At 66.0% G+C, this 24,206-nt stretch carries 23 protein-coding genes; 13 read left to right on the forward strand and 10 right to left on the reverse strand.

What is annotated here, in order from left to right; translation table 11 throughout:
• Positions 1 to 37: 37 nt before the first annotated feature.
• Together KBY57_RS03675 and queG are read right to left on the reverse strand one after the other, a co-directional pair.
• On the reverse strand, positions 38 to 1,018 hold the full coding sequence (locus KBY57_RS03675) for a tetratricopeptide repeat protein (protein WP_254994513.1): 981 nt from the start codon (positions 1,016 to 1,018) through the stop codon (positions 38 to 40).
• 24 nt (positions 1,019 to 1,042) lie between these two features.
• Complete coding sequence (queG, locus tag KBY57_RS03680) at positions 1,043 to 1,990, reverse strand: tRNA epoxyqueuosine(34) reductase QueG (RefSeq protein WP_254994514.1); 948 nt, start codon at positions 1,988 to 1,990, stop codon at positions 1,043 to 1,045.
• 47 nt (positions 1,991 to 2,037) lie between these two features.
• Here queG and KBY57_RS03685 point away from each other — a divergent pair, with 47 nt between their 5' ends.
• The 7 genes from KBY57_RS03685 to KBY57_RS03715 all read left to right on the forward strand — a co-directional run bounded on the left by KBY57_RS03685 (position 2,038) and on the right by KBY57_RS03715 (position 9,288).
• Positions 2,038 to 2,688, forward strand: coding sequence for an HpsJ family protein (locus tag KBY57_RS03685; RefSeq protein ID WP_254994515.1), 651 nt, complete (start codon positions 2,038 to 2,040; stop codon positions 2,686 to 2,688).
• 57 nt (positions 2,689 to 2,745) lie between these two features.
• Positions 2,746 to 3,471 carry a DUF502 domain-containing protein gene (locus KBY57_RS03690; protein WP_254994516.1) on the forward strand — a complete coding sequence of 242 codons (726 nt, stop codon included), beginning with the start codon at positions 2,746 to 2,748 and terminating at the stop codon, positions 3,469 to 3,471.
• A 15-nt stretch (positions 3,472 to 3,486) separates the two neighbouring features.
• Positions 3,487 to 4,128 carry a transcription antitermination factor NusB gene (gene nusB, locus KBY57_RS03695; protein WP_254994517.1) on the forward strand — a complete coding sequence of 214 codons (642 nt, stop codon included), beginning with the start codon at positions 3,487 to 3,489 and terminating at the stop codon, positions 4,126 to 4,128.
• A 7-nt stretch (positions 4,129 to 4,135) separates the two neighbouring features.
• Positions 4,136 to 5,719 (forward strand): signal recognition particle-docking protein FtsY, encoded by a 1,584-nt coding sequence (gene ftsY, locus KBY57_RS03700; RefSeq protein ID WP_254994518.1) that lies wholly within the window; start codon positions 4,136 to 4,138, stop codon positions 5,717 to 5,719.
• 68 nt (positions 5,720 to 5,787) lie between these two features.
• Complete coding sequence (locus KBY57_RS03705) at positions 5,788 to 7,188, forward strand: PP2C family protein-serine/threonine phosphatase (RefSeq protein WP_254994519.1); 1,401 nt, start codon at positions 5,788 to 5,790, stop codon at positions 7,186 to 7,188.
• Between the two features lie 48 nt (positions 7,189 to 7,236).
• Positions 7,237 to 8,631, forward strand: a complete 1,395-nt coding sequence (gene argH / locus KBY57_RS03710) for an argininosuccinate lyase (protein WP_254994520.1) — start codon at positions 7,237 to 7,239, stop codon at positions 8,629 to 8,631.
• Positions 8,632 to 8,721: 90 nt separating this feature from the next.
• Entirely contained in the window at positions 8,722 to 9,288 is a 567-nt protein-coding gene (locus KBY57_RS03715; RefSeq protein WP_254994521.1) for an RNA recognition motif domain-containing protein, read from the forward strand.
• Positions 9,289 to 9,303: 15 nt separating this feature from the next.
• Here the strand turns inward: KBY57_RS03715 and dusA are convergent, their stop codons facing one another.
• Entirely contained in the window at positions 9,304 to 10,329 is a 1,026-nt protein-coding gene (gene dusA, locus KBY57_RS03720; protein WP_254994522.1) for a tRNA dihydrouridine(20/20a) synthase DusA, read from the reverse strand.
• A gap of 98 nt (positions 10,330 to 10,427) precedes the next feature.
• Between dusA and KBY57_RS03725 the strand changes: the two genes are divergently transcribed.
• A complete protein-coding gene (locus KBY57_RS03725) occupies positions 10,428 to 11,639 on the forward strand; it encodes an aminoacetone oxidase family FAD-binding enzyme (RefSeq protein WP_254994631.1) in 1,212 nt (403 codons plus the stop codon).
• Positions 11,640 to 11,649: 10 nt separating this feature from the next.
• Here KBY57_RS03725 and KBY57_RS03730 read toward each other — a convergent pair whose 3' ends face one another.
• From KBY57_RS03730 to KBY57_RS03740, 3 genes are read right to left on the reverse strand one after another with little or no spacing between them, the layout of a single operon-like run.
• Complete coding sequence (locus KBY57_RS03730) at positions 11,650 to 12,909, reverse strand: type II secretion system F family protein (protein WP_254994523.1); 1,260 nt, start codon at positions 12,907 to 12,909, stop codon at positions 11,650 to 11,652.
• A 21-nt stretch (positions 12,910 to 12,930) separates the two neighbouring features.
• A complete protein-coding gene (locus KBY57_RS03735; protein WP_254994524.1) occupies positions 12,931 to 14,010 on the reverse strand; it encodes a type IV pilus twitching motility protein PilT in 1,080 nt (359 codons plus the stop codon).
• 7 nt (positions 14,011 to 14,017) lie between these two features.
• The gene (locus KBY57_RS03740; protein ID WP_254994525.1) at positions 14,018 to 15,811 is read right to left on the reverse strand and encodes a GspE/PulE family protein; all 1,794 of its coding nucleotides are present in this window, start codon (positions 15,809 to 15,811) and stop codon (positions 14,018 to 14,020) included.
• An 88-nt stretch (positions 15,812 to 15,899) separates the two neighbouring features.
• Between KBY57_RS03740 and grpE the strand changes: the two genes are divergently transcribed.
• From grpE to rsgA, 4 genes are read left to right on the forward strand one after another with little or no spacing between them, the layout of a single operon-like run.
• On the forward strand, positions 15,900 to 16,592 hold the full coding sequence (gene grpE / locus KBY57_RS03745) for a nucleotide exchange factor GrpE (protein WP_254994526.1): 693 nt from the start codon (positions 15,900 to 15,902) through the stop codon (positions 16,590 to 16,592).
• Positions 16,592 to 17,713: a molecular chaperone DnaJ gene (gene dnaJ / locus KBY57_RS03750; RefSeq protein WP_254994527.1), complete on the forward strand. Its 1,122-nt coding sequence runs from the start codon at positions 16,592 to 16,594 to the stop codon at positions 17,711 to 17,713. Before grpE ends, dnaJ begins: the two co-directional genes overlap by 1 nt.
• Positions 17,710 to 17,970 carry a sulfurtransferase TusA family protein gene (locus KBY57_RS03755; RefSeq protein ID WP_254994528.1) on the forward strand — a complete coding sequence of 87 codons (261 nt, stop codon included), beginning with the start codon at positions 17,710 to 17,712 and terminating at the stop codon, positions 17,968 to 17,970. Before dnaJ ends, KBY57_RS03755 begins: the two co-directional genes overlap by 4 nt.
• Positions 17,960 to 19,090, forward strand: a complete 1,131-nt coding sequence (gene rsgA / locus KBY57_RS03760) for a ribosome small subunit-dependent GTPase A (protein WP_254994529.1) — start codon at positions 17,960 to 17,962, stop codon at positions 19,088 to 19,090. Before KBY57_RS03755 ends, rsgA begins: the two co-directional genes overlap by 11 nt.
• Here the strand turns inward: rsgA and KBY57_RS03765 are convergent.
• Genes KBY57_RS03765 through murC form a run of 3 tightly spaced genes read right to left on the reverse strand, consistent with a single transcriptional unit; the run spans position 19,065 to position 21,809 of the window.
• Complete coding sequence (locus KBY57_RS03765; RefSeq protein ID WP_254988390.1) at positions 19,065 to 19,406, reverse strand: YbaB/EbfC family nucleoid-associated protein; 342 nt, start codon at positions 19,404 to 19,406, stop codon at positions 19,065 to 19,067. The genes rsgA and KBY57_RS03765 overlap by 26 nt on opposite strands.
• Positions 19,407 to 19,441: 35 nt before the next feature.
• Positions 19,442 to 20,353, reverse strand: coding sequence for a UDP-N-acetylmuramate dehydrogenase (gene murB / locus KBY57_RS03770; RefSeq protein ID WP_254994530.1), 912 nt, complete (start codon positions 20,351 to 20,353; stop codon positions 19,442 to 19,444).
• Between the two features lie 4 nt (positions 20,354 to 20,357).
• Entirely contained in the window at positions 20,358 to 21,809 is a 1,452-nt protein-coding gene (murC, locus tag KBY57_RS03775; RefSeq protein WP_409996401.1) for a UDP-N-acetylmuramate--L-alanine ligase, read from the reverse strand.
• Positions 21,810 to 22,009: 200 nt separating this feature from the next.
• Here murC and gap point away from each other — a divergent pair, with 200 nt between their 5' ends.
• The gene (gene gap / locus KBY57_RS03780) at positions 22,010 to 23,032 is read left to right on the forward strand and encodes a type I glyceraldehyde-3-phosphate dehydrogenase (RefSeq protein ID WP_254994531.1); all 1,023 of its coding nucleotides are present in this window, start codon (positions 22,010 to 22,012) and stop codon (positions 23,030 to 23,032) included.
• Between the two features lie 63 nt (positions 23,033 to 23,095).
• Here gap and KBY57_RS03785 read toward each other — a convergent pair whose 3' ends face one another.
• Positions 23,096 to 24,199 (reverse strand): peptidylprolyl isomerase, encoded by a 1,104-nt coding sequence (locus KBY57_RS03785; protein WP_254994532.1) that lies wholly within the window; start codon positions 24,197 to 24,199, stop codon positions 23,096 to 23,098.
• Positions 24,200 to 24,206: the final 7 nt, after the last annotated feature.

Consider the following 24,206-nt stretch of genomic DNA (forward strand, 5'->3'; position numbering starts at 1 on the left):
TACAGATGCTGTCGAGGGCTGCCGCTTCCAGCTGGGCTTACTCCTCTTCGCTGCTCTCGCCTTCCGGGCTGGCATTGGCGAGGGCCCGATCCACCACGGCTTTTAGATCGCCCTGTTGCAGCAGCTCCTGGGTGGTGCTGCGCAGTTTGGATCCCCAGAGTTGTTCCTTCTGGTAGCTCTCCAGCACGTAATTGGGATCGTTGTCGAGGGCTTTGCCGGCCAGCTCCAGGGCTTCACTGCGGCCGGCCGTCCCCTGGGCGAACAGTCCTGCGGCCAGCGCCAGCATCGGTTCTGCCGCATCGGGCTTGATGGTCAGCACCCGCCGCCAGCGCTGGATGGCGTCTTTGGTTTTGCCCTGCTCAAACAGCACCAGCCCCTGGTTGTTGAGGGCTTCCCAGAAGTCCTTGCGCAGGGAGGAGGCCCGCTCGAAGGCCGCCAGGGCCTGTCCGCTCTGGCCGAGCAGGATGCGGGCGTTGCCCAGGTCGAAGTAGGCGCCGGCATTGCCTTTGTCGAGCTTCAGCCCCTGCTCCAGCAGGCCGATCGCATCGTCGGGTTTGCCTGCCCGCAGGGCCAGGGAGCCCTCGGCAAACCAGATGCCCGGGTTGCGCGGATCCAGTTGCTTGGCCTTGGCCAGCGATACGCCGGCTTGCTTGAGCTGGCTGCTGCGCAGCTGGGCTTCGGCCAGCAGCACCCAGCCGCGGGGGTCGTCGGGCAGCAGTTGCACCGTGAGGGCCGCCAGGCGGGCGGCGTCACTGGCCTGGCCCAGCCGCAGCAACCGCGCCGCGGCCTGGGCAATGCCCAGACCGGCGCCTTCCAGCTCCTGGCGTTGGGGGACATACACGTAGGGCACCAGCGCCCGGGCGGGCAGAACTGGCGCCAGCAGCAACCCCAGCGCACCCACCAGAACCGCGCTCGAGCGGTGAGCCTTCGAGAGGCGGGTTGTTGTCAAACCAGTGAGCCACTGGCCCATGCGCCACTGGATGCGCCACGGGTCGATGCGCAATTGGCGCGGTGCCATCGCTTGGGGACAGATCCGTTCAGCCTAGGCAGTGCCGCCCTGGCTGGCCTGCAGGTTCCGCCGCCACATCCAGGGTTTGAGGCGGCGCAGGGCTGAGGCTCGCAGGCGTTGATCCCAGTCGGCATCGCTCCAGAGCAGGGCCTCGTCGGCCTGCAGATCGAGCAGCCAGGGCCTGGGCTGGAGATCCGGATCGTGGCTGCTGTCCAGGGGCTGCTGATTCCAGGGACACACCTCCTGGCAGATGTCGCAACCGGCCACCCAGCCCTCCAGGGCGCCGGCGATCGGCTCGGGCAGCTCGGGATCCCGATTCTCAATCGTGTGGAAGGCGATGCAGCGGCGGCTGTCCACCACGAAGGGCTCCGTGATGGCGCCGGTGGGGCAGGCGGGCAGGCAGCGGCTGCAGCTGCCGCACAGGGGCGTGGCGGGGGCATCCGCCGGTAGCTCCAGGCTGGTGAGCAGGTGGCCCAACAGCAGCCAGGAGCCGCGGCGGCGGTGGATCAGGTTGCCGTGTTTGCCGATCCAGCCGAGGCCGGCCTGCTCGGCCCAGGCTTTGTCCATCAGCGGGGCGCTATCGACGCAGGCCCGCCAGCGCACCCCGGGCACCTGCTGCTCCAGCCAGCGGCCCAGCCGGCGCAGCCGGCCATCGATCACCCGGTGGTAATCCCGGCCCCAGCCGTAGCGGGCCACCTTCAGGGAGCCGGGGGCGCGCTCGGCCGCTACGTAGTAGTTGAGCCCCACCGCCAGCAGGCTGCGCACCCCCGGCAACAGCTGCTCCACCGCGCGCCGGCGTGGGTCGGCCATCCAGGCCATGTCGGCTTGATAGCCGGCCGCCAGCCAGCGCTCCAGGGCCGCCGTCCGCAGGCTTAGGCGCTCTCCGGCAGGCACGGCGGCGAGGCCCACCGGGTCAAACCCCAGCTGCCGGGCCTGCTGTTTGAGCTGGTGTGCCAGCTCGTGGTGGGCGTGCTGCGTCATCGCCCGTACAGTTGCGCCGTCTTCTCAATCTGCCGCGAGCCCCTCCTGTGAGCACTGCCTCTTTCGGCCGCCTGGGCCATCTGCTGCGCTGGCTCGGCCTCACCCTGGTCGTGTTGCTGGCGCTTCAGCTGCTGGTGCTGCTGGGCTCCTGGAACTGGGGCGAGGAGGGTTACCGCCAGCTGCTGATGGACCGGTTGGTGACCCAGTCGCCGATGGCATTGGTGGGTCTGCTGCTGATGCTGTTCGGCAGCCGCCTCGACCATCCCGCCGCCGGCCGCACGCCCCTGCGCTGGTTGGTGGCAGTGCTCAGCATCCTGCTGGCCCTGGCGATGCTCGTGGCGGTGCCCGTGTCGATCAGTGGCGACCGCGCCCTTTCCGACCAGGCCGACCAGCAGCTCGAGGCCCGCAAGGCCCAGCTGGCGGCAGCCCGCTCCCAGATGGAGAATCCCCAGGTGATCGAGCAGTTGATTGCCCAGGCCGAGCAGGCTGGCCAGATTCCTGCCACCGCCACGGCTGAGCAGAAGCAGCAGGCCGCCAAGGCGTTCATGGAGCGCCAGCTCAAGCAGGCCGACGACCAATTGCAGCAGCAGCAGCGCGCCCGGGATCTCACCGTCAACCAGCGCCGCTACGGCGGCACCGGCACTGCCGTGGTGCTGGCCATCGGCTTTGTGCTGGTGGCCCTGGTGGCCCTGCTTTGAGCCTGGCTGGCTAAGTTGCCAACAGGTAGCGAATGGGCCGGACGTCCGGGTTGTCAGTTGGTTCAATTCAGTCCCAAATCTGATCAGCCCCTGGGGGACCGGCTTCAGGCCGACCTCAAGAATGACCTGATCGCCGGCCTGCTGGTCGTCATCCCCCTGGCGACCACCATCTGGCTGGCGACCACGGTGAGCCGCTTTGTGCTGGCGTTTCTCACCTCGATCCCGAAGCAGTTCAACCCGTTCAACACCCTCAACCCGTTGCTGCAGGAGCTGATCAACCTGGGGGTGGGTCTGCTGGTGCCCCTGCTCGGCATCCTGTTGATCGGCCTGATGGCCCGCAACATCGTCGGGCGCTGGTTGTTGGAGTTTGGCGAGGGCACCCTGCTGCGGATTCCCCTGGCGGGCTCGGTCTACAAGACCCTCAAGCAGTTGCTGGAAACCTTCCTGCAGGGCAGTTCCAGCAAGTTTCGCCGGGTGGTGCTTGTGGAATATCCGCGGGAGGGGTTGTTTGCCCTGGGTTTTGTCACCGGTGCGATCGGCACGGCGCTCCAGGCTGGTTTCAGCGAACCGATGCTGAGCGTGTTCATCCCCACAGCCCCCAATCCCACCACCGGCTGGTACACCGTGGTGCCCGAGCGGTCGGTCAAGGACCTGGACATCTCGGTGGAGGATGCTTTCCGCACGATCATTTCCGCCGGCATCGTCAATCCCGACGAGCGCTCCACGCCCAACCGCAGCTTCTCCAGCCTGCTGGCTCAGCTGCGCACCCCCCAACTTTCCTGAGGCCAAGTCGTTTTGATGCAGAGCCGCACCCTCTCGCGCGAACTGGCCCTGCTGATGCTCGGCCAGACCAGCGACCGCGCCGGCGCCCCTTCCGCAGCCCAGCCCACCGCGATGGAAGGTCTGTTGCAGCAGGTGCTCGCCACCCTCAGCCAGCACGTGCGCGAGGCCCTCGACCGCTCCGCCGAGGACCTGCAGGCCGCCCAGCAGGAGTTGCTCGACAGTGAGCTGCAGGACCAGGGCGAGCAGCAGTTGCCGCGGGTGCGCCAGCACCTCAATGCCGGCCTGGCGGCGGCGGAGCAGGCCATCAACCGCCTCTCCGCCAGCCTGGAGCTGCCCCGGCTGTTGCTGCTTGCCGACCAGGACGAAGTGCGCCGTGGCGCCATCGACCGGGTGGAGGCGGTGCTGCGCGATCGGGAGTCCATCGATGCCCGTCTCGACGGGGTGATGGAGGGCTGGCGGCTCACCCGCCTGCCCCGCATCGACCGCGACATCCTGCGCCTGGCGGCCGTGGATCTGGACCGTTTCCGCACCCCCGCCGCGGTGGCCTGCAACGAGGCCGTGGAGCTGGCCAACCGCTACAGCGACGAGCAGGGCCGCCGCATGATCAACGGCGTGTTGCGGCGCTTCACGGCCGCCCGGCCCGTGGCGGAGGCCTGAGGGCGCCATGGTTTACGACTGGTTTAATCGAACCGGGCCTGCCGCAGCCGACGGCGAGACCCCGCCCAGCCAGGGATCGGTGCCTCCGCTTGCCCCGGATGACGCGACCTCAGCGGCTGCCGCTGCTGCCCAGCCCGAAGGCGGTGCGGGCGATCCCAATGCGGAGGCCCTCGAGTGGGCGCGTCAGGCCTACGCCCGCCTGAAAGCTCAGCAGGAAGCCCAGAAGCAGGCCCAGCAGGAGCCTGCGCCGAACCTCACTGCCGAACCTCAGGCCGAACCTCAGGTCGGTTCCCAGGCAGATCCTCAGCCAGATCTCCAGGCGGATCTCCAGGCACAACCGCCTCTGCCCAGCTCCGGTCCAGATTCTGTACAGGCTGTACAGAATCCTGCAGAGGGCTTCGCTTCGCCTGCCTCTGCCGAGCCGGCTGCTGGGCTGTCGCTGCTGGAGCAGGCCGCCGCCCAGCGGGCCGAGCGCCAGCAGGCGATTACGGCCGCTGGCCCTGCACCGACGGACGCCCGGCCTGCGTCAGCCCTGGCCCCCCAGCCGCCGGCTGAAACCGATTCCCCCGAGCCCAGCCTGGGCGACTTCGACACCACCTTCACCTGGTCGGCCGAGGTGCTGGCGGCCCAGGGCAAGCGGGTCGACCAGGTGTCGCTCGAGGAGATCGACTGGCTGGGTCGCCTGCGCCAGGGCCTGGAGAAGACCCGCCAGGGCTTTGTCACCCAGCTGCTCGACACCCTCGGCGACGATCCACTCACCCCGGAGGTGGTGGACGACCTGGAAACCACATTGCTGCGGGCCGATGTGGGCGTTCAGGCCACCGATCAGGTGCTGGATGCCCTGCGCAAACGCATGAACGAGGAGGTGGTGGATCCGGCCGAGGGGCTGCGCTTCCTCAAGGAACAACTCCAGGACCTGCTGGATGCCCCGACCCGGGCCAGCGGCTCCCCCCTGCTGGCCCCCGAACGCGGTCGGCTGAACGTGTGGCTGATGGTGGGCGTCAACGGCGTCGGCAAGACCACAACCCTGGGCAAGCTGGCCAACCTGGCGGTGCGCAGCGGCTACAGCTGTTTGATTGCCGCCGCCGATACCTTCCGGGCCGCGGCGGTGCAGCAGGTGCAGGTGTGGGGCGACCGCAGCAACGTGCCGGTGATTGCCAATCCCAGCGCCAACGCCGATCCGGCTGCCGTTGTATATGACGCCATCGGTGCCGCCCAGTCCAAGGGCACTGAGCTGGTGCTGGTGGACACGGCCGGCCGCCTGCAGACCAAGCACAACCTGATGGAGGAGCTCAGCAAGGTGCGTCGAATTGTCGACAAGCTGGCGCCGGAGGCGGTGGTGGAGTCGCTGCTGGTGCTCGATGCCAGCCAGGGTCAGAACGGCCTGCGCCAGGCCATGGCCTTTGCCAAAGCAGCTGGGCTCACGGGCGTGGTGCTCACCAAGCTCGATGGCAGCGCCCGTGGTGGGGTGGCCTTGGCGGTGGCCTCTGAGGCGGGCCTGCCGATCCGCTTCATCGGCGCCGGCGAAGGCATCCGCGACCTGCGGCCCTTCAACAGTTTCGAATTTGTGGAGGCTCTGTTGGCGCGTTAAGCCGATCAGGCAGCGCCGGATTCGAGAGCTATCTTGCGGGCTCGCCGCGGCCGCCCCGTGCGCAATCGGTGAGCAACAAGCCGCCCCCCCACCCGCTCCAGCAGGCCTCGTCTGCAGACGCCCCGGTGCTCTCGGCCGCGGCCTCGCTGCGCCAGTTGCTCGACAGCCTCAACCGGGAGCAGCGGCGCAACCAGGAGCTGCTCGCCTCGTTGGCCTTTGCCCTGCGCAGCTTCACCAACCTGGGCCGATTTTTGGAGCTGGTGCCCGTGGTGGCCACCCGCCTGGTGGAGGCGGAAGGAGCTGTGCTGGTGGTGTTCCACGAGGACGGCCGCCTCTGGCGGGAGCAACTGCAGGCCACCCCGGTGGAGCGCTGCGCTGAGTTGGTTCGCCAGTTGGCGGCCCTCGGCGATGCCGAGCTGGCGGCCCTCAGCGGCGAAGCGGCGGTGGTGGCCCTGCTCGATCAGCGCATCGGTCGGCTGCTGGGGGGAGAGCAGGTGTTTGCCACGTCGGTGGTGTCCCGCAGCCTGCAGCGGGGTCGTCTGTATGTCTTCAGTGGCCGCAAGGGGTTTGCCTGGAGCGAGGTGCACCGCCGCCACCTGCAGCTGGTGGCCGATCTCACCGCCGTGGCCCTGGAAAATGAGGCGCTGCTGCAAACCATGCGGCGCCATGAGCGCTTGGACCGTCAGCTCAGCATCGGTGCCGAGATCCAGGCCCAGCTGTTGCCGGATCGCTGTCCGCTGATCGACGGCGTGGAGCTGGCGGCCCGCTGCCGCCCCGCCTTCCAGGTGGGGGGTGACTATTACGACTTCATCCCCACCCGCCCCCAGCTGTTGGGCCGCCGCCGCGAGCAGGCCCGCTGGGCTCTGGTGATGGGGGATGTGATGGGCAAGGGGGTGCCGGCGGGCCTGCTGATGACCCTGCTGCGCGGCATGTTGCGGGCCGAGGTGCTCAGCGGCCACTCCCCCGAGCGTATCCTCCACGACCTCAACCAGTTGGCCCAGGAGGACCTGGCCCAGTCGCACCGGTTCGTGACCCTGTTCTATTCCGACTACGACCCCCGCACCCGCCTGCTGCGCTATGCCAATGCGGCTCACAATCCGCCCTTGATCTGGCGCCGCCACCGCAATCAGGTGGAGCGCCTCGATGCCCCCGGGCTGCTGATCGGTTTGCAGAGCGAAGCCGATTATGGACTCGAGCAGACCGTGCTCGATCCCGGCGATGTCCTGCTCTATTACACCGATGGCGTGACGGAAGCCACGGGCTTCAGTGGCGACCGTTTCGACGAGGAGCGGTTGGTGCGGCACCTGCAGGGGGCCTGCCGCTCCGGCATCGGCGCCCAGGGGATTCTCGATCAGCTGTTCGCCCGGCTCGATCGTTTTGTGGGGGCCGATCGGCAGCTCGACGACGACGCCTCGATGGTGGTGCTCAAGGTGCGGGAGGAGGTGATGCTGCCCTCCCTGCCAAGCTGACTGCCTGCAAAGCCAACCTTCTGCCCCGCGCAGCCTGCCAAGTCCCGAATGGCCGTTGATTCCACCGCCTCCACCTGGAGCCAGCGATTCGAGCAGGGTCTGCATCCGGCCATCGAGCGCTTCAACGCCTCGATCGGCTTCGACATCACGTTGTTGCAGCAGGACCTGGATGGTTCGATCGCCCACGCCCGCATGCTGGGTCGTTGTGGCGTCATCGCTGAGGACGAAGCCAGCCGGTTGATCGAGGGCTTGGAGGCGATCCGCGCCGAAGCCGCCAGGGGTGACTTCAACCCAGGGCTGGAGGCGGAAGACGTCCATTTCGCCGTGGAGCGGCGCCTGATCGAGCTGCTGGGGCCCCTGGGCAAGAAACTCCACACCGGCCGCTCCCGCAACGACCAGGTGGGCACCGATCTGCGCCTGTGGCTGCGTGGTCAGATCGATGCGATCGATGCGGCGCTGTTGCGCTTTGAGCGGGCCTTGCTGGCCCAGGCCGAGCGTCACAGCAGCGTTTTAATCCCCGGCTACACCCACCTGCAGCGGGCCCAGCCGGTGTGCCTGGCCCACCACCTGCTGGCCTACATCGAGATGGCAGAGCGGGATCGCTCCCGGTTTGCCGATGTACGCCAGAGGGTCAATATCTGCCCGCTGGGGGCGGCGGCCCTGGCCGGCACACCGGTGCCGATCGATCGGCGCCAGACGGCCGAGGAGCTGGGCTTCGACACCATCTACGCCAACAGCCTCGATGCGGTCAGCGACCGGGATTTTGCGGTGGAGTTCATGGCGGCCGCCAGCCTGGTGTTGGTGCATCTCAGCCGCCTCAGTGAGGAGGTGATTCTCTGGGCTTCCGAGGAGTTCGGCTTCGTGGGCCTCACCGACCGCTGCGCCACTGGCAGCAGCCTGATGCCCCAGAAAAAGAACCCCGACGTTCCGGAGCTGGTGCGGGGCAAGAGCGGCCGCGTGTTCGGTCACCTGATGGGGCTGCTCACCATGATCAAGGGCCTGCCCCTCGCTTACAACAAGGACTTCCAGGAGGACAAGGAAGCCCTGTTCGATGGAGTGCGCACCTGCCTCGATTGCCTGGAGGCGATGGCGATCCTGTTTGAGGAGGGTCTGGAGTTTCGGCCCCAGCGGCTGGAGGCGGCGGTGGCGGCGGATTTCTCCAATGCCACCGATGTGGCCGACTACCTGGTGGCGAAGGGGGTGCCCTTCCGCGAGGCCTATCAACTGGTCGGCGGCCTGGTGAAGGGATGTCTGGCGGAGGGCATTTTGCTGCGCGACCTGCCGCTGGAGCGCTGGCAGCAGCTCCATCCTGCTTTTGAAGCCGACATCTACGCCGCCATCACCCCCCAGCAGGTGGTGGCGGCCCGTCGCAGTGAGGGCGGCACCGGTTTCGAGCAGGTTCAGCAGCAGTTGCAGCGAATCCGGATCCGTGTTGCCCCCTGAGCGGAAGCAGGCCTCACCGGGGGTCTTAGGCTGCTTTAGTTAGCGGCCTAATGGCCCACATGCATCGGCCCTGCGGTCGATCTCTGGTTCGTGAGTATTTTTGTCGGCAACCTTCCCTTCCGCGCTGAGCAGGACGACGTAGCGGAATTGTTTGCACCCTTCGGCGAAGTGGTCAACTGTTCGCTGCCCCTCGAACGCGACACCGGGCGCAAGCGTGGTTTCGCGTTTGTGGAAATGTCGGATGACACGGCGGAAAGCAAAGCCATCGATGCGCTGCAAGGCGCCGAGCTGATGGGCCGCCCCCTGCGCATCAACAAGGCGGAGCCCCGGGGAGCCGGTGGAGGAGGAGGTGGTGGCGGTCAGCGTCGTGGCGGCTACGGCGGTGGCGGCGGCTATGCAGGCGGTGGCGGTTATGGCGGCGGCGGGGGCTACAACCGCGGGGATAGCGGCGGGGGCTATGGCGGTGCCGGTGGTGGTGGAGATCGGGGTTCAGGGGCTCGGGGCTGGGAAGACCGCAGCTACGGCGCCGGCAGTGCCGCGCCGAGCGATGGCTTTGATGCCGGTCGCACCCGTCGCCGCCGCAGTGGCGGTGGTGACAGCGGTGGTGACAGCGGTGGATACAGCGGCGGTGACTATTACGGCGGCGCCGAGGGTTAGGCCGGAGCCCAGGGGCTAATACCCCCGTTCCTCCAGCGCTCGAGCAGCGGCCTCCAGCACCTCGGCACCGGCCTGCCGGTCTGCGGCGGCCTGGGTCAGCTGTTGGCGCCAACGCCGGGCGCCGCTCACTCCCTCCACCACGTGCACAAGGTGGCGCGCGATCGGCCAGAGCCGTTCGCCCCGGGCTCGCCACTGCTCGGCGTAGGGAATCAGTCCACGCACCACGTGCGAGGCGCTGGCCGGTGGTTGGCTGGTGTCGGCGAACACCCGCTGATCCACCTCGGCCCACTGCAGCGGATGGGCATAGGCGGCCCGGCCCACCATGGCTCCATCCAGTTGCTCCAGGTGTGTCAAACAGCTCTCCAGGCTCTCCAGGCCCCCGTTGAGTTCGATGGTCAGCCCGGCTCGATCCCGTTTGAGCTGGTACACGATGTCGTAACGCAGGGGCGGAATCGTGCGGTTTTGCTTGGGATCCAGGCCCTCCAGCCAGGCCTTGCGCGCGTGCACAGCAAAGCGCTGGGCTCCCGCGGCAGCCACTGCATCCACGAAGGCCAGCAGCTCGGCGTAGGAGTCGCGGTCGTCGATGCCAATCCGGTGTTTCACCGTCACAGGCAGTGGGCTGGCGCCGGCCATGGCGGTGACGCAGCGTGCCACCTGGTCGGGTTCGGCCATCAGGCAGGCTCCGAAGCGACCCTTCTGGACTTTTTCGCTGGGGCAGCCCACGTTGAGGTTGATTTCGTCGTAGCCCCAGTCGGCTGCCAGCTGGGCGGCCTCCGCCAGCAGGGCCGGATCGTCGCCTCCCACCTGCAGGGCCAGGGGCTTTTCGACGGGATCGAAGCCCAGCAGCCGCTCCAGCCGGCCCCCTGGCGCGCTGGCTCCGGCTTCCAGGCGGGCGTGGTGCAGGGCCTGGGCCACCACCATTTCGGTGTAGAGCAGGCTGCGCCGGGTCACCTGGCGCATCAACACCCGGAAGTGCCGATCCGTGTAGTCCATCATCGGAGCCACACTGAAGCGAAAGCTGGCTGGATCGGTCTGGCCCATCACCCCATGCTGCCCACCCGTGTCCCCCGCCCTGCTGCTCCGTGAGCCTCCCGAGCCAAGCCGCCGTGGTGGTGGCAGGTGGTGGCGCCGCCGGATTCATGGCCGCCATCGCGGCCGCTGAGGCGGGCGTCCGCGACATTGTTCTGCTGGAGGCCACCACCGAGCCGTTGCACAAGGTGTTGATCAGTGGCGGTGGGCGCTGCAATGTCACCCATGCCTGCTGGGATCCGCGGGCGTTGGTGGGGCACTACCCCCGCGGTGGCCAGGCTCTGCGGGGCCCCTTTTCCCGCTTCGCGACGGGCGATGCGGTGGCCTGGTTCGACGCGCATGGTCTGGAGCTGGTGGAGGAGGCCGATGGCCGGCTGTTCCCCCGTTCCAACCGCTCCGAGTCGGTGGCCGCCACCCTGCGCCGGGCGGCCCTGCAGGCCGGCGTGCAGCTGCACGCCGGGGTGGCCCTGCAGCAGGCCAGTCCCCGGGCTGGGAGCGGTTTTGATCTGCGGCTGCGCGGTGGCCAGCAGATGGCTGCCGATCGGCTGGTGTTGGCCACGGGGAGTCACCCCAGCGGCCGCCAGCTTGCCGCCGCCTTGGGCCATGGGCTGGTGTCGCCGGTGCCGTCGCTGTTCACGCTCTCCCTGGCGGGCGATCCCCTGCTGGAGTTGGCGGGAGTGGTGATGGATCCAGTGGAGCTGGCCCTGCATCTGCCAGCGGATTCGCAAGCCGGCGGCCGTGGCGCTGAACAGCGTTTCCGCCAGCGAGGGCCGGTGTTGATCACCCACTGGGGGTTGTCCGGTCCGGCCACCCTGCGTCTTACCGCCTTTGCCGCCCGGGCCCTCAAGGCCGCCGGCTACCGGGGGGAGTTGCGGCTCGACTGGAGCGGCGGACAGTCCCAGCAGGATCTCGACGCCCTGTTTGCCGAAGCGAAGCGGGTACAGGCCAAGCGGCAGCTGGCCAATTGGCGGCCCTGGCCCGCCCTCAGCCGGCGCCTCTGGCTGGCCCTGCTGCAGCGCCATGGCCTCGATCCCCAGCAGCGCTGGGCCGACCTGGCCAAGCGTCACCAGCAGCAGCTGATCACGGCGCTGCGCGACACCCGGGTGGCGGTCACGGGACGGGGCCCCTTCGGCGAGGAATTCGTGACGGCGGGCGGCATTCCCTTGGGGGAGGTGAATCTCGCAACGATGGAGAGCCGCCAGCAAGCCGGCCTCTACCTGGTGGGTGAACTGCTGGATGTGGATGGCGTGACCGGGGGATTCAACTTTCAGCACTGCTGGAGCAGTGGTTGGCTGGCCGGTCAGGCTCTGGCAACTAAATAACCCCCCAGAACTATTTGATATTTTCAAAAACGGCAAACATGGGCATATACATTGCCAGAAGGATGGAGCCTACGATTCCACCCACTAGCACGATCATGGCTGGCTCCAGCATCGAGGTGAGGGCTTTGACAATGGCCTCAACTTCGTCTTCGTAGAAGTCGGCAACTTTGGAGAGCATGGCATCCATTTCGCCTGTTTCTTCGCCAATCGAGAGCATGCTGATCGACATATCTGGAAAGACATTCATGCGTCCGAGGGCCACGCTCAAGGGGATGCCTTGGAGAACATCTTCGCGACTGTTGGTGATCGCGTCTGAAATGATGGAGTTGTTGGTGATCTCTCGCACAATGTCCAGCGACATCAAAATCGGGACACCAGCTCGGGTTAGGGAGCTGAAGGTTCGGCAGAATTGAGCTGTGGCTGTCTTTTGAATCAGTTCGCCAAACAGAGGAAGTTTGAGAATGACGGCATCCACCCGGCGACGGCCAATGGGAGTGGCATAGAATTTGCTGAAGAGATAGACGAAAACAATCAGACCGAGCCCTAGGTAGAGTGAAAAGGTTGAGCGCAGGAGACTGCTGAGATCCACCATCATTTGGGTAAACCAAGGCAGATCGGCGCCCAGGCTGTCAAAAATCTCAGCAAAGGTTGGAATGAGGAAGATTGTCATTCCTAGAAAAACTGCAACAGCGATGACAAGTACTGCCACCGGGTAGCCCAGGGCACCTTTGATCTGGTTCTGCAACTTGGCGTTGTCTTCCAGCAGCTTGGCCAGCCGCCTGAGCGATTCATCGAGGACGCCACCGGCCTCACCGGCTTCCACCATGGCGATGCTCAGCTTGTCGAACACCTTGGGCCAACGGCGCAGCGCTTCACCCAGGGACATTCCTTGGTTCACTTCTAGGCTGACCGACTGCAGGGCACGTTTGAACAGCGGCATCTTCTGCTGGGAAGCCATCAGGTCGATGCTGCGCACAATCGGTACCCCGGCATTAACGAGGGCGGCCATCTTGCTGGCAAACACAGCTTTCTCTTTGATGCCCGGCTTGGCCTCCAGCAGTTCGTTCAGCTTGGAAAACCTCAGCTTGTCGTTCAGTTGAGCGGCTGCACTCGAGCTGGTGGCGGTCGCATTTGGTTTGACTTTGATTTCGGTGGCTCGAATGCCCCGTAGGCGCAGGCTGCGTTTGGCCTGAATTGGATCGGCTGCATCAATGTCGATCAGCGCTGACTTGCCCTGGGGATTGATGTAGGTGGCGATGAAGGTGGCCATGGCTCAGGGGGTGGCCGGAGATCAGCTCAGTTGCGTCACGAGGCGTTTGAGTTCCTCGGGCCGGGAGGTTTTCAGCAGGGCTTCGTTCATGGTCACCTGGTTGCTCAGCACCAGATCGCCCAGGGCTTTTTCCAGGGTTTGCATGGAGAGCTGGCCACCGGTCTGAATCTGGGAGTAGAGCTGAGCCGTTTTGCCCTCCCGAATCAGGTTGGCGGTGGCCGGCGTGTTGATCATGATTTCCTGGGCCATCACCCGTCCAAATTGACCAGGACTTGGGTTGTGGCGTTTGCAGAGAGTTTGGGAGAACACGGCCACGAGACTGCTGCTCAGCTGGACGCGAATCTGGGTCTGCTGGCTGGCCGGGAAGACGTCCACCATGCGGTCCACCGTTTGGGCTGCGGAACTGGTGTGCAGGGTGCCGAACACCAGGTGACCGGTCTCTGCCGCTGTGATGGCCAGCTGAATGGTTTCCAGATCGCGCAGTTCCCCCACCAGGATCACATCCGGATCTTCCCGCAGGGCGGCTTTCAGGGCGTTGGCAAAGCTACGGGTGTCGTCATTGAGTTGACGCTGGTGGATCACGCTTTTGACGGGTTTGTAGGTGAATTCGATCGGATCCTCGATGGTAAGAATATGCTCAGCTCGTGTTTGATTGATGTGCTCCAGCATGGCAGCCAGGGTTGTTGTCTTGCCTGAGCCGGTGGGTCCGGTGACAAGAATTAGCCCCTTTGGCATGTGGCTCATTTCCTCAACAATTGGAGGCAGGCCGAGGCTTTCTAGGGTGGGTATGCTGTTGCCGAGAGCTCTCAAGCAGGCAGCATAAGTACCCCGCTGGCGATACACATTGACCCGGAATCGTGCGACCCCTTTGAGGCCGTAGGCGCAGTCTAGTTCCCAGGTTTGTTCGAGTTGTTTGCGTTGGGCATTGTTCAGCATCGAGAAGATCAGTTTGTTGCAATCTTCCTCGGCTAATGGTTCATCCTGCAGGGGCCTAAGTTGACCATTGAAACGCCCATAAGGTGGCACTCTGGCGCTGATGTGGAGATCACTGCCACCATCTCTTACCAGCTGGCTCATCAGGTCTTCGATCATCACGGCCATGGGGCGTTCAACGGCTGGTCAGACAGTAGGGACATTCAAGCCATTCGTCTTGCAGTCCTGCACCACAGCAGCTGCAGGTGAGCGTGCTGAGTGAGCGAGACCGACGTTCTGATTCGAGCCCGGAGTCGGTCAACAGCATGCGCTCAACTTCCGTCAATGTTGTGAGACCTTCCCGGACGAGTTGGAGTCCATAGCCTAAAAGGGTTTTCATCCCGCCTTCAAGGGCCATCCGGCGGATCACATCTGTGCTTTCCCGTTTGGCCACAGCCGCAGCGAGCGTGTCGTTCATTCGTAGAACTTCGTAGACACCGACGCGCCCCTTGTAACCAGACCCGTTGCAGGTCGGGCAGCACCCCTCCTGGCTGTTTTGTTGGGTGTTTGCCCGAAAGAAGTTCACATTCGTTTCGTGGCTACTCAAGAGGCCAAAACGGCCAAGCTCTTCATGGCTGGGCTTGTAAGGCATGCGGCAATCGGGGCACACGCGTCGTACCAGTCGCTGGGAGACGATGCCCAGCAGTGAGGCGCTCACCATGAAGGGCTCCACGCCCATCTCATCCAGTCGGGCGATGGCACTGGCCGTGTCGTTGCAGTGCAGGGTGGTCATCACCAGGTGGCCGGTGAGTGCGGCTTCAATCGCCGTTTTTGCTGTCTCCAAGTCGCGCGTTTCTCCTACCAAGAGCACGTCAGGGTCTTGACGCATGAAGGCGCGTAGGGCTGTGCTGAAGTCGAGTCCCTTTTCGCGGTTGACCTGGGTTTGGGTGATGCCGTGGAGGGTGTATTCGATTGGGTCTTCAACGGTGGAGATGTTGATGCCGGGGTCGTTGCGCTCCGACAGCAAGGCGTAGAGCGTGGTCGATTTGCCCGAGCCTGTTGGACCCGTGACCAAAAGCATCCCGTAGGGCTTGGCCCCTAGGTCCCGAACGATCTTTCGGGCTTCAGGGTCGGTGATGAGCGTATCCAGGCCCAGTTGGGTGGCGCCGCTGTCGAGCAGCCGCATGCAGATCTTTTCGCCGTTGCGGCTGGGCAACGTGCTCACCCTGAAGTCCATTTTGCGGCCCCGAAACAGGCGTCGGACGCGGCCGTCTTGGGGTAAGCGCCGTTCGGCGATGTCCAGGTCAGCCATGATCTTGATTCTTGAGGTCACCGCCGGCGTCAGGCTCTTCGGTAGATCTTCAAATTGCTTCTGCAGCACCCCGTCGAGGCGAAAGCGGATCTCCAGGGAGTTTTCTTGCGGTTCCACGTGTATGTCACTGGCGCCCGAAGTCAGCGCCTCGACCAGAATTCGGTCCACCAGGCTGACGATGGGGGAGGCGTTCGTGCTGGCTGTCGCGGTGTCGATTTCGAGGTTTTCGATAGCGGCGATCTCCTCGAGATCACCGCCCGATGCACTGGGGATGTCTAGATCCTGGGTGAGGGATCGGGGGGCGTTGGTGGTAGCGGTGGGCTTGGGTTGGGAGGGTCTGGCTTGGAGAACTGCGGTCAGGTTGCTGGCCAAGGCCAGCTGGAGATCGGCGCTGAACCCCGCCCGTTGCAGCTCCTCGCGCAGCTCTTGCCGCTGCTGGGGGGCCCAGTGGCTGGGCACAGCCACGACCAGCCGGCCCTCGGTTTCGTGGAGGGGTAGGGCGCCGAGTTGGCGCCAGCGATCGGTGCTGAGTCCCTTGCCGCTCAGAAGCAGGTCTTGGCCGACAGCTTGCAGTTGGATGTCCTGCAGCACTGGTTCGCCCATCAGCAGTTCCACCTCCAGGCGTTGTTGCTCCTCGCTGGCGGCTTCAGGAACAGGACGCGAGGGGGTGAGGGTCATGGCGTCAGGAGGTGCGGGCTTCCGCCGCTTGTGGGAGGTGGGCCCTGAGCTTCAACATGTCTAGAAACAAAGTCTGACCATGTCAGCCATGAGTGGGGACACCTCGATGAGCGGTGATAGCAATCCGGGAGCTGAGGTCTCCCATCCCGGCGAATCCATCGAGACCTCGCCCAGCCCTGGGAGTGCCCCAGAACAGGCCGTGGCCGCCGATCAGCCTGATGGAGCCGAGGCCAACGGTTTGGATCGGGCCGCCCAGCTCGAGGCCCAGCTGGCGACACTGAAGGCCGAGCACGAGGCCCTCAATGGCCAGTACATGCGGCTGGCGGCCGACTTTGACAACTTCCGCAAGCGTCAGAGTCGCGACAGCGAGGACCTTCGCCTGCAGATCACCTGTTCAACGCTCGGCGAAATCCTGCCGGTGGTCGACAACTTCGATCGGGCTCGTCAGCAGCTCAACCCCCAGCACGAGGAGGCCCAGAGCCTGCACCGCAGCTACCAGGGCCTCTACAAACAGCTGGTGGATGTGTTCAAGCTGCTCGGCGTCTCGCCGATGCGGGTGGAGGGTGAGCCGTTTGACCCGAGCCTGCACGAAGCGGTGCTGCGGGAACCGAGCGATGCCCACCCAGAAGATGTGGTGATCGAGGAGTTGCAGCGTGGCTACCACCTCAATGGTCGGGTGCTGCGCCATGCGCTGGTCAAGGTGTCGATGGGCCCTGGTCCGGTCGATGCTGGTGCGGCGACCGTTTCGGACAACGGCCCGGTTGAGGAGCAAGGCGGCTGATGGCCGACTACTACGACCTGCTGGGCATCGCCCGCGATGCTGATCCCGACACCCTGAAGCGGGCTTACCGGCGTCTGGCGCGTCAGTACCACCCGGATGTCAACAAGGATCCAGGCGCTGAGGACAAATTCAAGGAGATCGGCCGGGCCTACGAGGTGCTGAGCGATCCCCAGACCCGCGCCCGCTACGACCAGTTTGGTGAGGCGGGCCTGGGCGGCGGCGGTGGCATGCCCGACATGGGCGACATGGGCGGCTTCGCCGATCTGTTTGAAACCTTTTTCAGCGGTTTTGGCGGTGCCTCCCCCGGTGCGTCGGGCCCCCGCCGCCGAGGGCCCCGGCAGGGCGACGACCTGCGCCTCGATCTCAGCATCAGCTTCCAGGAGGCCGTGTTCGGCATCGAGAAGGAGGTGCAGATCCGCCATCTCGAAACCTGCACCACTTGCCAGGGCTCCGGTGCCAAGGCGGGCAGCGGTCCCACCACCTGCGGCACCTGCGGTGGCGCCGGTCAGGTGCGACGCGCCACCCGCACTCCCTTCGGCAGCTTCACCCAGGTGGCGGCCTGTCCCACCTGTGAAGGCTCCGGTCAGGTGATCGCCGACCCCTGCAGTGCCTGTGGCGGCCAGGGGCTCCAGCAGGTGCGCAAGAAGCTGCGGATCAACATCCCCGCCGGCGTCGATTCCGGCACGCGGCTGCGGGTCGCCAATGAAGGCAACGCCGGCCAGCGGGGTGGTCCGGCCGGCGATCTGTATGTGTTCCTGAGTGTGCAGTCGGCCTCCGGCTTGCGCCGCGATGGCATCCACATCCACTCCGAGGTCACCCTCAATTACCTCCAGGCCATCCTGGGCGACACCATCGAGGTGACCACGGTCGATGGCCAGGAGCAACTGGAGATTCCAGCCGGAACCCAGCCTGGCGCCGTGCTCACCCTGCAGGGCAAGGGGGTGCCCAAGCTCGGCAATCCCGTGGCCCGCGGCAACCATCTGGTGAGCATCAAGGTGCAGTTGCCCACCAAGCTCAACAGCGAGGAACGGGAGTTGCTGGAGCAGCTGGCCGGGCACCACACCAGCAAGGGTCAGAAACACCCCCACAAGAGTGGCCTGTTTGGAGGCTTGTTCGGTTGACGCCGGGGTGCGCTGATGACGAAACGGCCGCCCAGCTCGACCTGCGGGGCACCCCCTGCCCGCTCAACTTCATCCGCACCAAGCTCGCCCTGGAGCAGGTTGCCCCTGGCAGCTGGCTCCAGGTGGATCTCGATGCCGGCGAGCCCCAGCAGCTGGTGACCCAGGGCTTGGAGAGTGCTGGCCACGGGGTCGACTGCCAGCCCCATCCTGACCAGGACGGGGCGGTGCGGCTGCGGATCCGGCGCCATGGGGGCTGAACCCGGGCACAGCGAACCGGGGCTGGTGGTGGCCCTGTTGGCTAATTACTGCTGGGTCGAGCTGGAGCGGGCGGGCCCGAGTGGCGTGAGCCGATTGCTGTGCACCCGCCGCACCCGGCTGGGCAAGAGCGGCCAGACCATCGCCGTGGGCGATCGGGTTTGGGTCGACGGCATCGATTGGCCGGCAGGCCGTGGGGCTGTGGCGGCCCTGGAGCCCCGCGAGGGCCTGTTGGAGCGGCCGGCGGTGGCCAACGTGGCGCGGGTGGTGGTGGTGGTGGCCCTGGCTGAGCCCGCGCTCGACCCCCTGCAACTCACCCGCTTCCTGCTCACCGCCGAGGCCACGGGCCGGCCGGTGTTGTTGGTGTTCTCCAAGGCCGATCTGGTGCCCTCAGACGTGGCCGACGACTGGTGCCAACGGGCCAGCGCCTGGGGTTACGAGGCCCTGGCGGTGTCCACCCGCACCGGCCAGGGCCTGGAGCGATTGCAGCAGCGGCTGGCCCAGCCGGGCATTGCCGTGCTCTGTGGCCCCTCCGGGGTGGGCAAAAGCAGCGTGCTCAACGGGCTTTGCCCGGAGTTGGGTCTGCGGGTGGCGGCCGTGTCGGGGCGGCTGCAGCGGGGGCGGCATACCACCCGCCATGTGGAGCTCTTCCCCCTGGCGCCCGGAGCCCTGTTGGCCGATACACCCGGCTTCAACCGTCCGTGCCTGCCCGCCGATCCCGCCGCCCTGGGGGCCCTGTTCCCAGAGATCCGGCAGCGGCTCCGTTCCGCGTCCTGTCGGTTCAGCAACTGCCTGCACCAGGGTGATCCGGGCTGTGCCGTGGGCTGCGACTGGGAGCGGTACGGGCTGTATGGCCAATGCCTGGCCGATCTGGTGCTGGAGGGCGAGCGGGCCGGCCGCAGCCAGGGCCGGTCCGTGGAGCCCGGTCTGCGTCGTCGCGGGCAGGGGTTGGAGCCGCGCTTGGCTCCAGGCTTGCGTCAGTTTTCCCGGCGTCGTCAGCGCCAGCAACTGCTCGACGGGGAAACAGACCAGGAATCAGACCACGAATCAGACGGGGAATCCGGTGCCGAAGACGGTGCAGACCCCAGCGACGAGCTCAGCCCCCCAGGCCCGGCAAATTGAGATTGAGACCGCCGGTGAGCTCTTCCATTCGGCCCTTCATGGTGCCGGTGGAGAGCTCATAGGCCGCCTTCAGGGCTTCGAGCACAGCGGCCTCGCTGGCTGCGGCCCCTTCGGCCACCAGCTCCGGCGCCAGCTGCACCCGCAGGGGCTGCTGGTTGCCGGAGAGCCAGACGCTGGCCCGGCCATCGCTGCTGCGGCCTTCCAGTTCCATGCCATCGAGCTCCTCCTGGAGCTTCTGGGCGTTCTGCTGGAGTTCCTGGGCCTTCTTGAAGGCCTCGGTGAGCTGACCGAAGTTGGGGAGTCCGAAGCCAGCCATGCCAAGGGAGTTGTTTGTTGCAGGCTAAGGGTCGGCTAAGGGGCTGGCTGGAAGCCCAGCCGTTTCACCTCCGGGTGAAGCGCGATGCCGTGGCTGGCTATGACCCGATCTTGCACCTCCAGGATTAGGGCATCGATGTCGGCGGCGGTGGCCTGGCCCGTGTTGACGATGAAATTGGCGTGGATCGGCGACACCTGGGCCGCACCGATTTGCAGCCCCTTGAGCCCCAGCTCCTCGATCAGGCGCCCTGCTTTGTGCGGTTCTGGATTGCGAAACACACTGCCGCAACTGGGTTGCTGGTAGGGCTGGGTGCTGGTGCGGCTGTGCAGGTTGGCGCTGGTGCGCGCCGTGATCGCCGCGGGATCGTGGCCGGGCTCCAGCCGGAAGCAGGCCGACAGCACGATCCAGGATTCGGCCTGGAGGCGGCTGTGGCGGTAGGCGAACGCCAGCTCGTCGGCCCGCAGTTCGAAGGGCGTTTCGGGCTGGGCGGGATCCAGCACCCAGATCGACTGCAGCCAGTCGGCGGTGCAGCCACCCTGGGCTCCCGCATTCATCACCACAGCCCCCCCCACGGTGCCGGGGATGCCCACGGCCCACTCCAGTCCGCTGAGCCCCAGGCGGGCCGCCTTGCGCGCCAGGCTGGGAATCGGCTCGCCGGCCTGAGCCTCCACCAGGCCGCTGCTGGCCTCAAGTCGGCTGCCCTGCAGGCGGCGGTTGCAGAGGGTGAGGCCCGGCAGCCCGGCATCGGCGATCAGCAGGTTGGAGCCGGCGCCGATGCAACGCAGGGGCAGGCCCTGGATCTGGGCCCAGCCCGCCAGAGCGATCAGCTCGTCCTGGGTGCCGGGTTCGGCGAACCACTCGGCCGGGCCCCCCACTTTCCAGGTGGTGAAGGCGTGCAGCGCCACGGCCTGGCGCAGCGCGGGAGGGCAGCTGGAGGCCGCAACCATGGGGTCAGGCCGCTAGGGCGGTGTCCGCGTCGGCCGTGCTGCTGTCAGCACCTGGTTGCCATGGGCCGAGGCGATCCCAGAGGCTGTTGACATCGCCTGCCCCCATCGCCAGCACCAGGTCGCCCTCGCGGCTGGCGCTGGCCACCTGGGCTGCCAGTTCCTCGAGGCTCGCGGCCACTTGAACCGGCAGCTGCGGGGCCCGTTTGCGCACGGCGTCGGCCATCGCCGCGCTGCTGATGCCCGGGATCGGGGCCTCACCGGCCGCATAGAGGGGCGCGATCAGCACGGAATCGGCTTCGCTGAGGGCCGCGGCGAAGCCCTCCAGAAACTGGGCTGTGCGGCTGTAGCGATGGGGCTGAAACACCGCCACCAGTCGCCGAGGCGGCACGGGCAGGGAGCTGCATCCGCTTGTCACCATCAGGCGGGCCATGGCCAGGGTGGCCGCCACTTCGCTGGGATGGTGGGCATAGTCATCGACCACCAGCCGGCCTTCCCAGAGCCCGCGGAAATCAAAGCGACGCCCAGGGGTTTTCAGGGCGGCCACGGCCTGGCGCAGCTCGGCAAACGACACCCCTTCCAGCCGGCAGGCGGCCATGGCGGCGACAGCATTGCTGAGGTTGTGGCGGCCGGGCAGGGGCAGCTCGAAGCAGCCCACCGCGACGCCGTCTTCGTAGAAGTCGGCCAAGGTGCCGTCCCCACGCTCTTCGCGGGCAATCGCTGCAAACGAGACCCCTTGAGATGTTTCGATCGACCACCAGTGCGCCGGTGTGAAGCGTTCCCGCAGGATCGGACAGTCCCGGTTGGCCAGCAGTCGCTCGGTGTTGCCGGCAAACCGCTGCAGGGTGTGGATCAGGGCCTCGAGGTCGGGGTAGTGATCGGTGTGATCAAGCTCAACGTTGGTGAGCACGCCCAGGGAGGCGCGGAATTTCACCAGTGATCCATCGGATTCATCGGCTTCGGCCACCAGCAGGCGCCCCTGCCCATGGCGGCCATTGCTGCTGAAGGCGGGCACGATGCCACCGATCACAGCGGTGGGGTCGTGGTGGGTGGCGGCCAGCAGCGTGGCCACCAGAGAGCTGGTGGTGGTTTTGCCATGGCTGCCAGCCACGGCGATCGAGGCCTGGCTGTTGATCAGGGCGGCCAGCACATCGGAGCGATGGCAGATGGCCAGCCCCACGCGGCGGGCTTCAACCAGCTCGGGATTGGTCTCCGGAACGGCGGAGCTGATCACCACCTGGGGCGCGACGGAGGTGCCGCTGCGGATCGCAGCCACGGTGGCGGCGCTCTGCTCGAGAAACACCCGCACGCCCAGCCGGCGCAGGCGGTCGAGCACGGCGTGATCGCGGGGATCCGAGCCGCTTACCGCATAGCCCCGCTCCGCCAGGATCCCAGCCAGGGCCGACATGCCGATGCCGCCAACCCCGATGAAGTGGAGCGGCTGGTGGCGATCGAGCATTGGCGCCAAGGGCAACTCCGGTTCAGGGCTTCGGTGAGCACGAAATTAAGCCGACAACGGCCCGTAAACCTTTACGAGATGCTGCGCGTCTGTGCATGGTCCGTCGTGAACGCCCCGTTTGCAAGAGGGGAGAGCGGATCAATTTCTGTATGATCTGCAGCCAAAACCACCTTCGCTAGCGGCTTTTGCCGTTTTCGGCCATGACTTTGCGCGTTGCGATTAATGGATTCGGCCGGATCGGTCGCAATTTCACGCGCTGCTGGCTGAGCCGTGGGGCGAACACCGACATCGAATTGGTGGGCATCAATGGCTCCGGTGACACCAACACCAACGCCCACCTGCTCAAGTACGACTCGATGCTCGGCCCCCTGCGGGGCGTTGACGTCACCACCACCGACAACACAATCGTCGTCAACGGCAAGACGATCAAAACGTTTTACGACCGCAATCCTGCCAACCTTCCTTGGAAGGAATGGGGCGTCGATCTGGTGATCGAGTCCACCGGTGTGTTCAACGACGATGTGGGAGCCAGCAAGCATTTTGAAGCTGGTGCCAAGAAGGTCATCCTCACGGCCCCCGGTAAAGGCGCCAAAGTTGGCACCTTCGTGGTGGGTGTGAACGCCGATCAATACCGCCATGAAGACTGGGACATTCTCAGCAATGCCAGCTGTACCACCAACTGCATGGCTCCCGTCATCAAGGTGCTGGACCAGGAGTTCGGCATCGTCAAGGGCACGATGACCACCACCCACAGCTATACCGGCGACCAACGCATTTTGGATGCGGCCCACCGCGACCTTCGCCGTGCCCGGGCTGCTGCGGTGAACATCGTTCCCACCAGCACCGGTGCCGCCCAGGCGGTGGCGTTGGTCTACCCGCCGATGAAGGGCAAGCTCAGTGGCATTGCCATGCGCGTGCCTACCCCCAACGTGTCGGTGGTCGACATGGTGCTGGATATCAGCCGCGACACCACCAAGGAGGAAGTGAACGCTGTGCTCAAGGCGGCATCGGAAACGTCCATGAAGGGCATCATCAAATACTGCGATCTGCCCCTGGTGTCGAGCGACCACGGTGGCACTGATGAATCCACGATCATCGATTCTCCTCTCACCCTGGTGATGGGCGGCAATATGGTCAAAGTCATTGCCTGGTATGACAACGAATGGGGTTACAGCCAGCGCGTTGTCGACCTCGCCGAAATCGTTGCCAAGAACTGGAAGTGAGTTGAGCCGATTAGCTCAGTTACTTAGCCGCCCGATAGGGCGGCTTTTTCATGCCCGTTCGTTTCAGCCGTGGGGCTGGAGGTTTTCGCCACCAGCCACCACCCGAGCTTTGACGATGCCGTCATCGGCGGTGAGTTCCTCCAGCACGTCAAAGCCATCCACCACATAACCAAAGGCGGCGTAGCGGCCATCGATCAGGTTGAGGCCTGCCGGGGTGAGCTCTGGTTCGAACAGAAACAGGAAGAACTGGGAGGAACCATCGTCCAGCACTTCGTCGGAGTGGGCCCAACCGAGGGTGCCCTTGGTTGAGAAGGGCAGCTCCGGGGCAGCCTTAAACAGGCCCAGGTCTTCGAAAGTCTCGTTGTAGAAGGGCGCCGGCTGACCGGGAACCTTGATCTCCAAGGGGACTCGGCGCTCGGATTTGGTGTTGGGGTCGATGAATCCGTCTTCCGGGCCGGCTGGATCACCGGTTTGCAGCACGTAGAAGTCTTCGGCGCGGATGAAGGGCAGGCCGTCGTAGAAGCCGCGCTGCACCAGATCCACGAAGGCGCCGGCGGTCAGGGGCGCGTTGTAACCGTCCACCACGGCGGTGAGGTCTCCCTTGGTGGTGGTGAGCTGCACGGTGGCCCGGCCCAGCAGCCGTGGCAGGCCGGCGAATTCGGCTGGAATCTCAAAGGGGAAGGGCCCCACCAGCAGGTCTTCCGCGTCCCCGATCGTGGCGAGGGCATCGCGGCGGGCGGCCAGGAAAGGATCGCGTTCCTGCTGTTCGGCGGCGGCGGCAAGCACCTGCAGCTGGTCTTCCAGCTGGTCGAGCAGGGCTGCGGCCTGGGGCCTGGTGTCGCTGGTGAAGCCCTCCAGGATCGCGGCCTTGCGGGTGCCAAGCAGGGAGCCGCAGCGCCGCACGGTGCTGTTCAGGGCTGGCCAGCGCTTGGCCCGGAGGTCGTCGCTGGTGCTCTCCAGCCGGTGCTGGAGATCCTGCAGGTCGGGGGCCTTGATCGGCAGGGCATTGCGCAGCAAGGCCGCCGGATCGGTCACGGCATTGCCCTGGGGCAGGGCTGCCCAGGCGGCGGGGGCTGCCAGCGTCAGGAGCACCAGCAGGCTGGTCAGGCCGGCCCACAGGGGCGCCCATCCGGACCGATGCGTCCACCCGGATTGGCGCCGTGCCATGGCAATG

Source organism: Cyanobium sp. Aljojuca 7D2 (assembly GCF_024346415.1).
In the GTDB taxonomy this organism is placed as follows: Bacteria; Cyanobacteriota; Cyanobacteriia; order PCC-6307; family Cyanobiaceae; genus Cyanobium_A.

Bases quoted from the DNA above. Each gene is read 5' to 3' on its own strand.
- ftsY (WP_254994518.1), top strand. From the start codon at position 4,136: ATGGTTTACGACTGGTTTAATCGAACCGGGCCTGCCGCAGCCGACGGC.
- KBY57_RS03735 (WP_254994524.1), bottom strand. From the start codon at position 14,010: ATGGCCGTGATGATCGAAGACCTGATGAGCCAGCTGGTAAGAGATGGT.
- KBY57_RS03765 (WP_254988390.1), bottom strand. From the start codon at position 19,406: ATGGCTGGCTTCGGACTCCCCAACTTCGGTCAGCTCACCGAGGCCTTC.
- grpE (WP_254994526.1), top strand. From the start codon at position 15,900: ATGAGTGGGGACACCTCGATGAGCGGTGATAGCAATCCGGGAGCTGAG.
- dnaJ (WP_254994527.1), top strand. From the start codon at position 16,592: ATGGCCGACTACTACGACCTGCTGGGCATCGCCCGCGATGCTGATCCC.
- gap (WP_254994531.1), top strand. From the start codon at position 22,010: ATGACTTTGCGCGTTGCGATTAATGGATTCGGCCGGATCGGTCGCAAT.
- KBY57_RS03785 (WP_254994532.1), bottom strand. From the start codon at position 24,199: ATGGCACGGCGCCAATCCGGGTGGACGCATCGGTCCGGATGGGCGCCC.
- nusB (WP_254994517.1), top strand. From the start codon at position 3,487: ATGCAGAGCCGCACCCTCTCGCGCGAACTGGCCCTGCTGATGCTCGGC.
- argH (WP_254994520.1), top strand. From the start codon at position 7,237: ATGGCCGTTGATTCCACCGCCTCCACCTGGAGCCAGCGATTCGAGCAG.
- murB (WP_254994530.1), bottom strand. From the start codon at position 20,353: ATGGTTGCGGCCTCCAGCTGCCCTCCCGCGCTGCGCCAGGCCGTGGCG.
- dusA (WP_254994522.1), bottom strand. From the start codon at position 10,329: ATGGGCCAGACCGATCCAGCCAGCTTTCGCTTCAGTGTGGCTCCGATG.
- KBY57_RS03725 (WP_254994631.1), top strand. From the start codon at position 10,428: ATGGCCGCCATCGCGGCCGCTGAGGCGGGCGTCCGCGACATTGTTCTG.
- KBY57_RS03730 (WP_254994523.1), bottom strand. From the start codon at position 12,909: ATGGCCACCTTCATCGCCACCTACATCAATCCCCAGGGCAAGTCAGCG.
- murC (WP_409996401.1), bottom strand. From the start codon at position 21,809: ATGCTCGATCGCCACCAGCCGCTCCACTTCATCGGGGTTGGCGGCATC.
- queG (WP_254994514.1), bottom strand. From the start codon at position 1,990: ATGACGCAGCACGCCCACCACGAGCTGGCACACCAGCTCAAACAGCAG.
- rsgA (WP_254994529.1), top strand. From the start codon at position 17,960: ATGGGGGCTGAACCCGGGCACAGCGAACCGGGGCTGGTGGTGGCCCTG.
- KBY57_RS03675 (WP_254994513.1), bottom strand. From the start codon at position 1,018: ATGGCACCGCGCCAATTGCGCATCGACCCGTGGCGCATCCAGTGGCGC.
- KBY57_RS03740 (WP_254994525.1), bottom strand. From the start codon at position 15,811: ATGACCCTCACCCCCTCGCGTCCTGTTCCTGAAGCCGCCAGCGAGGAG.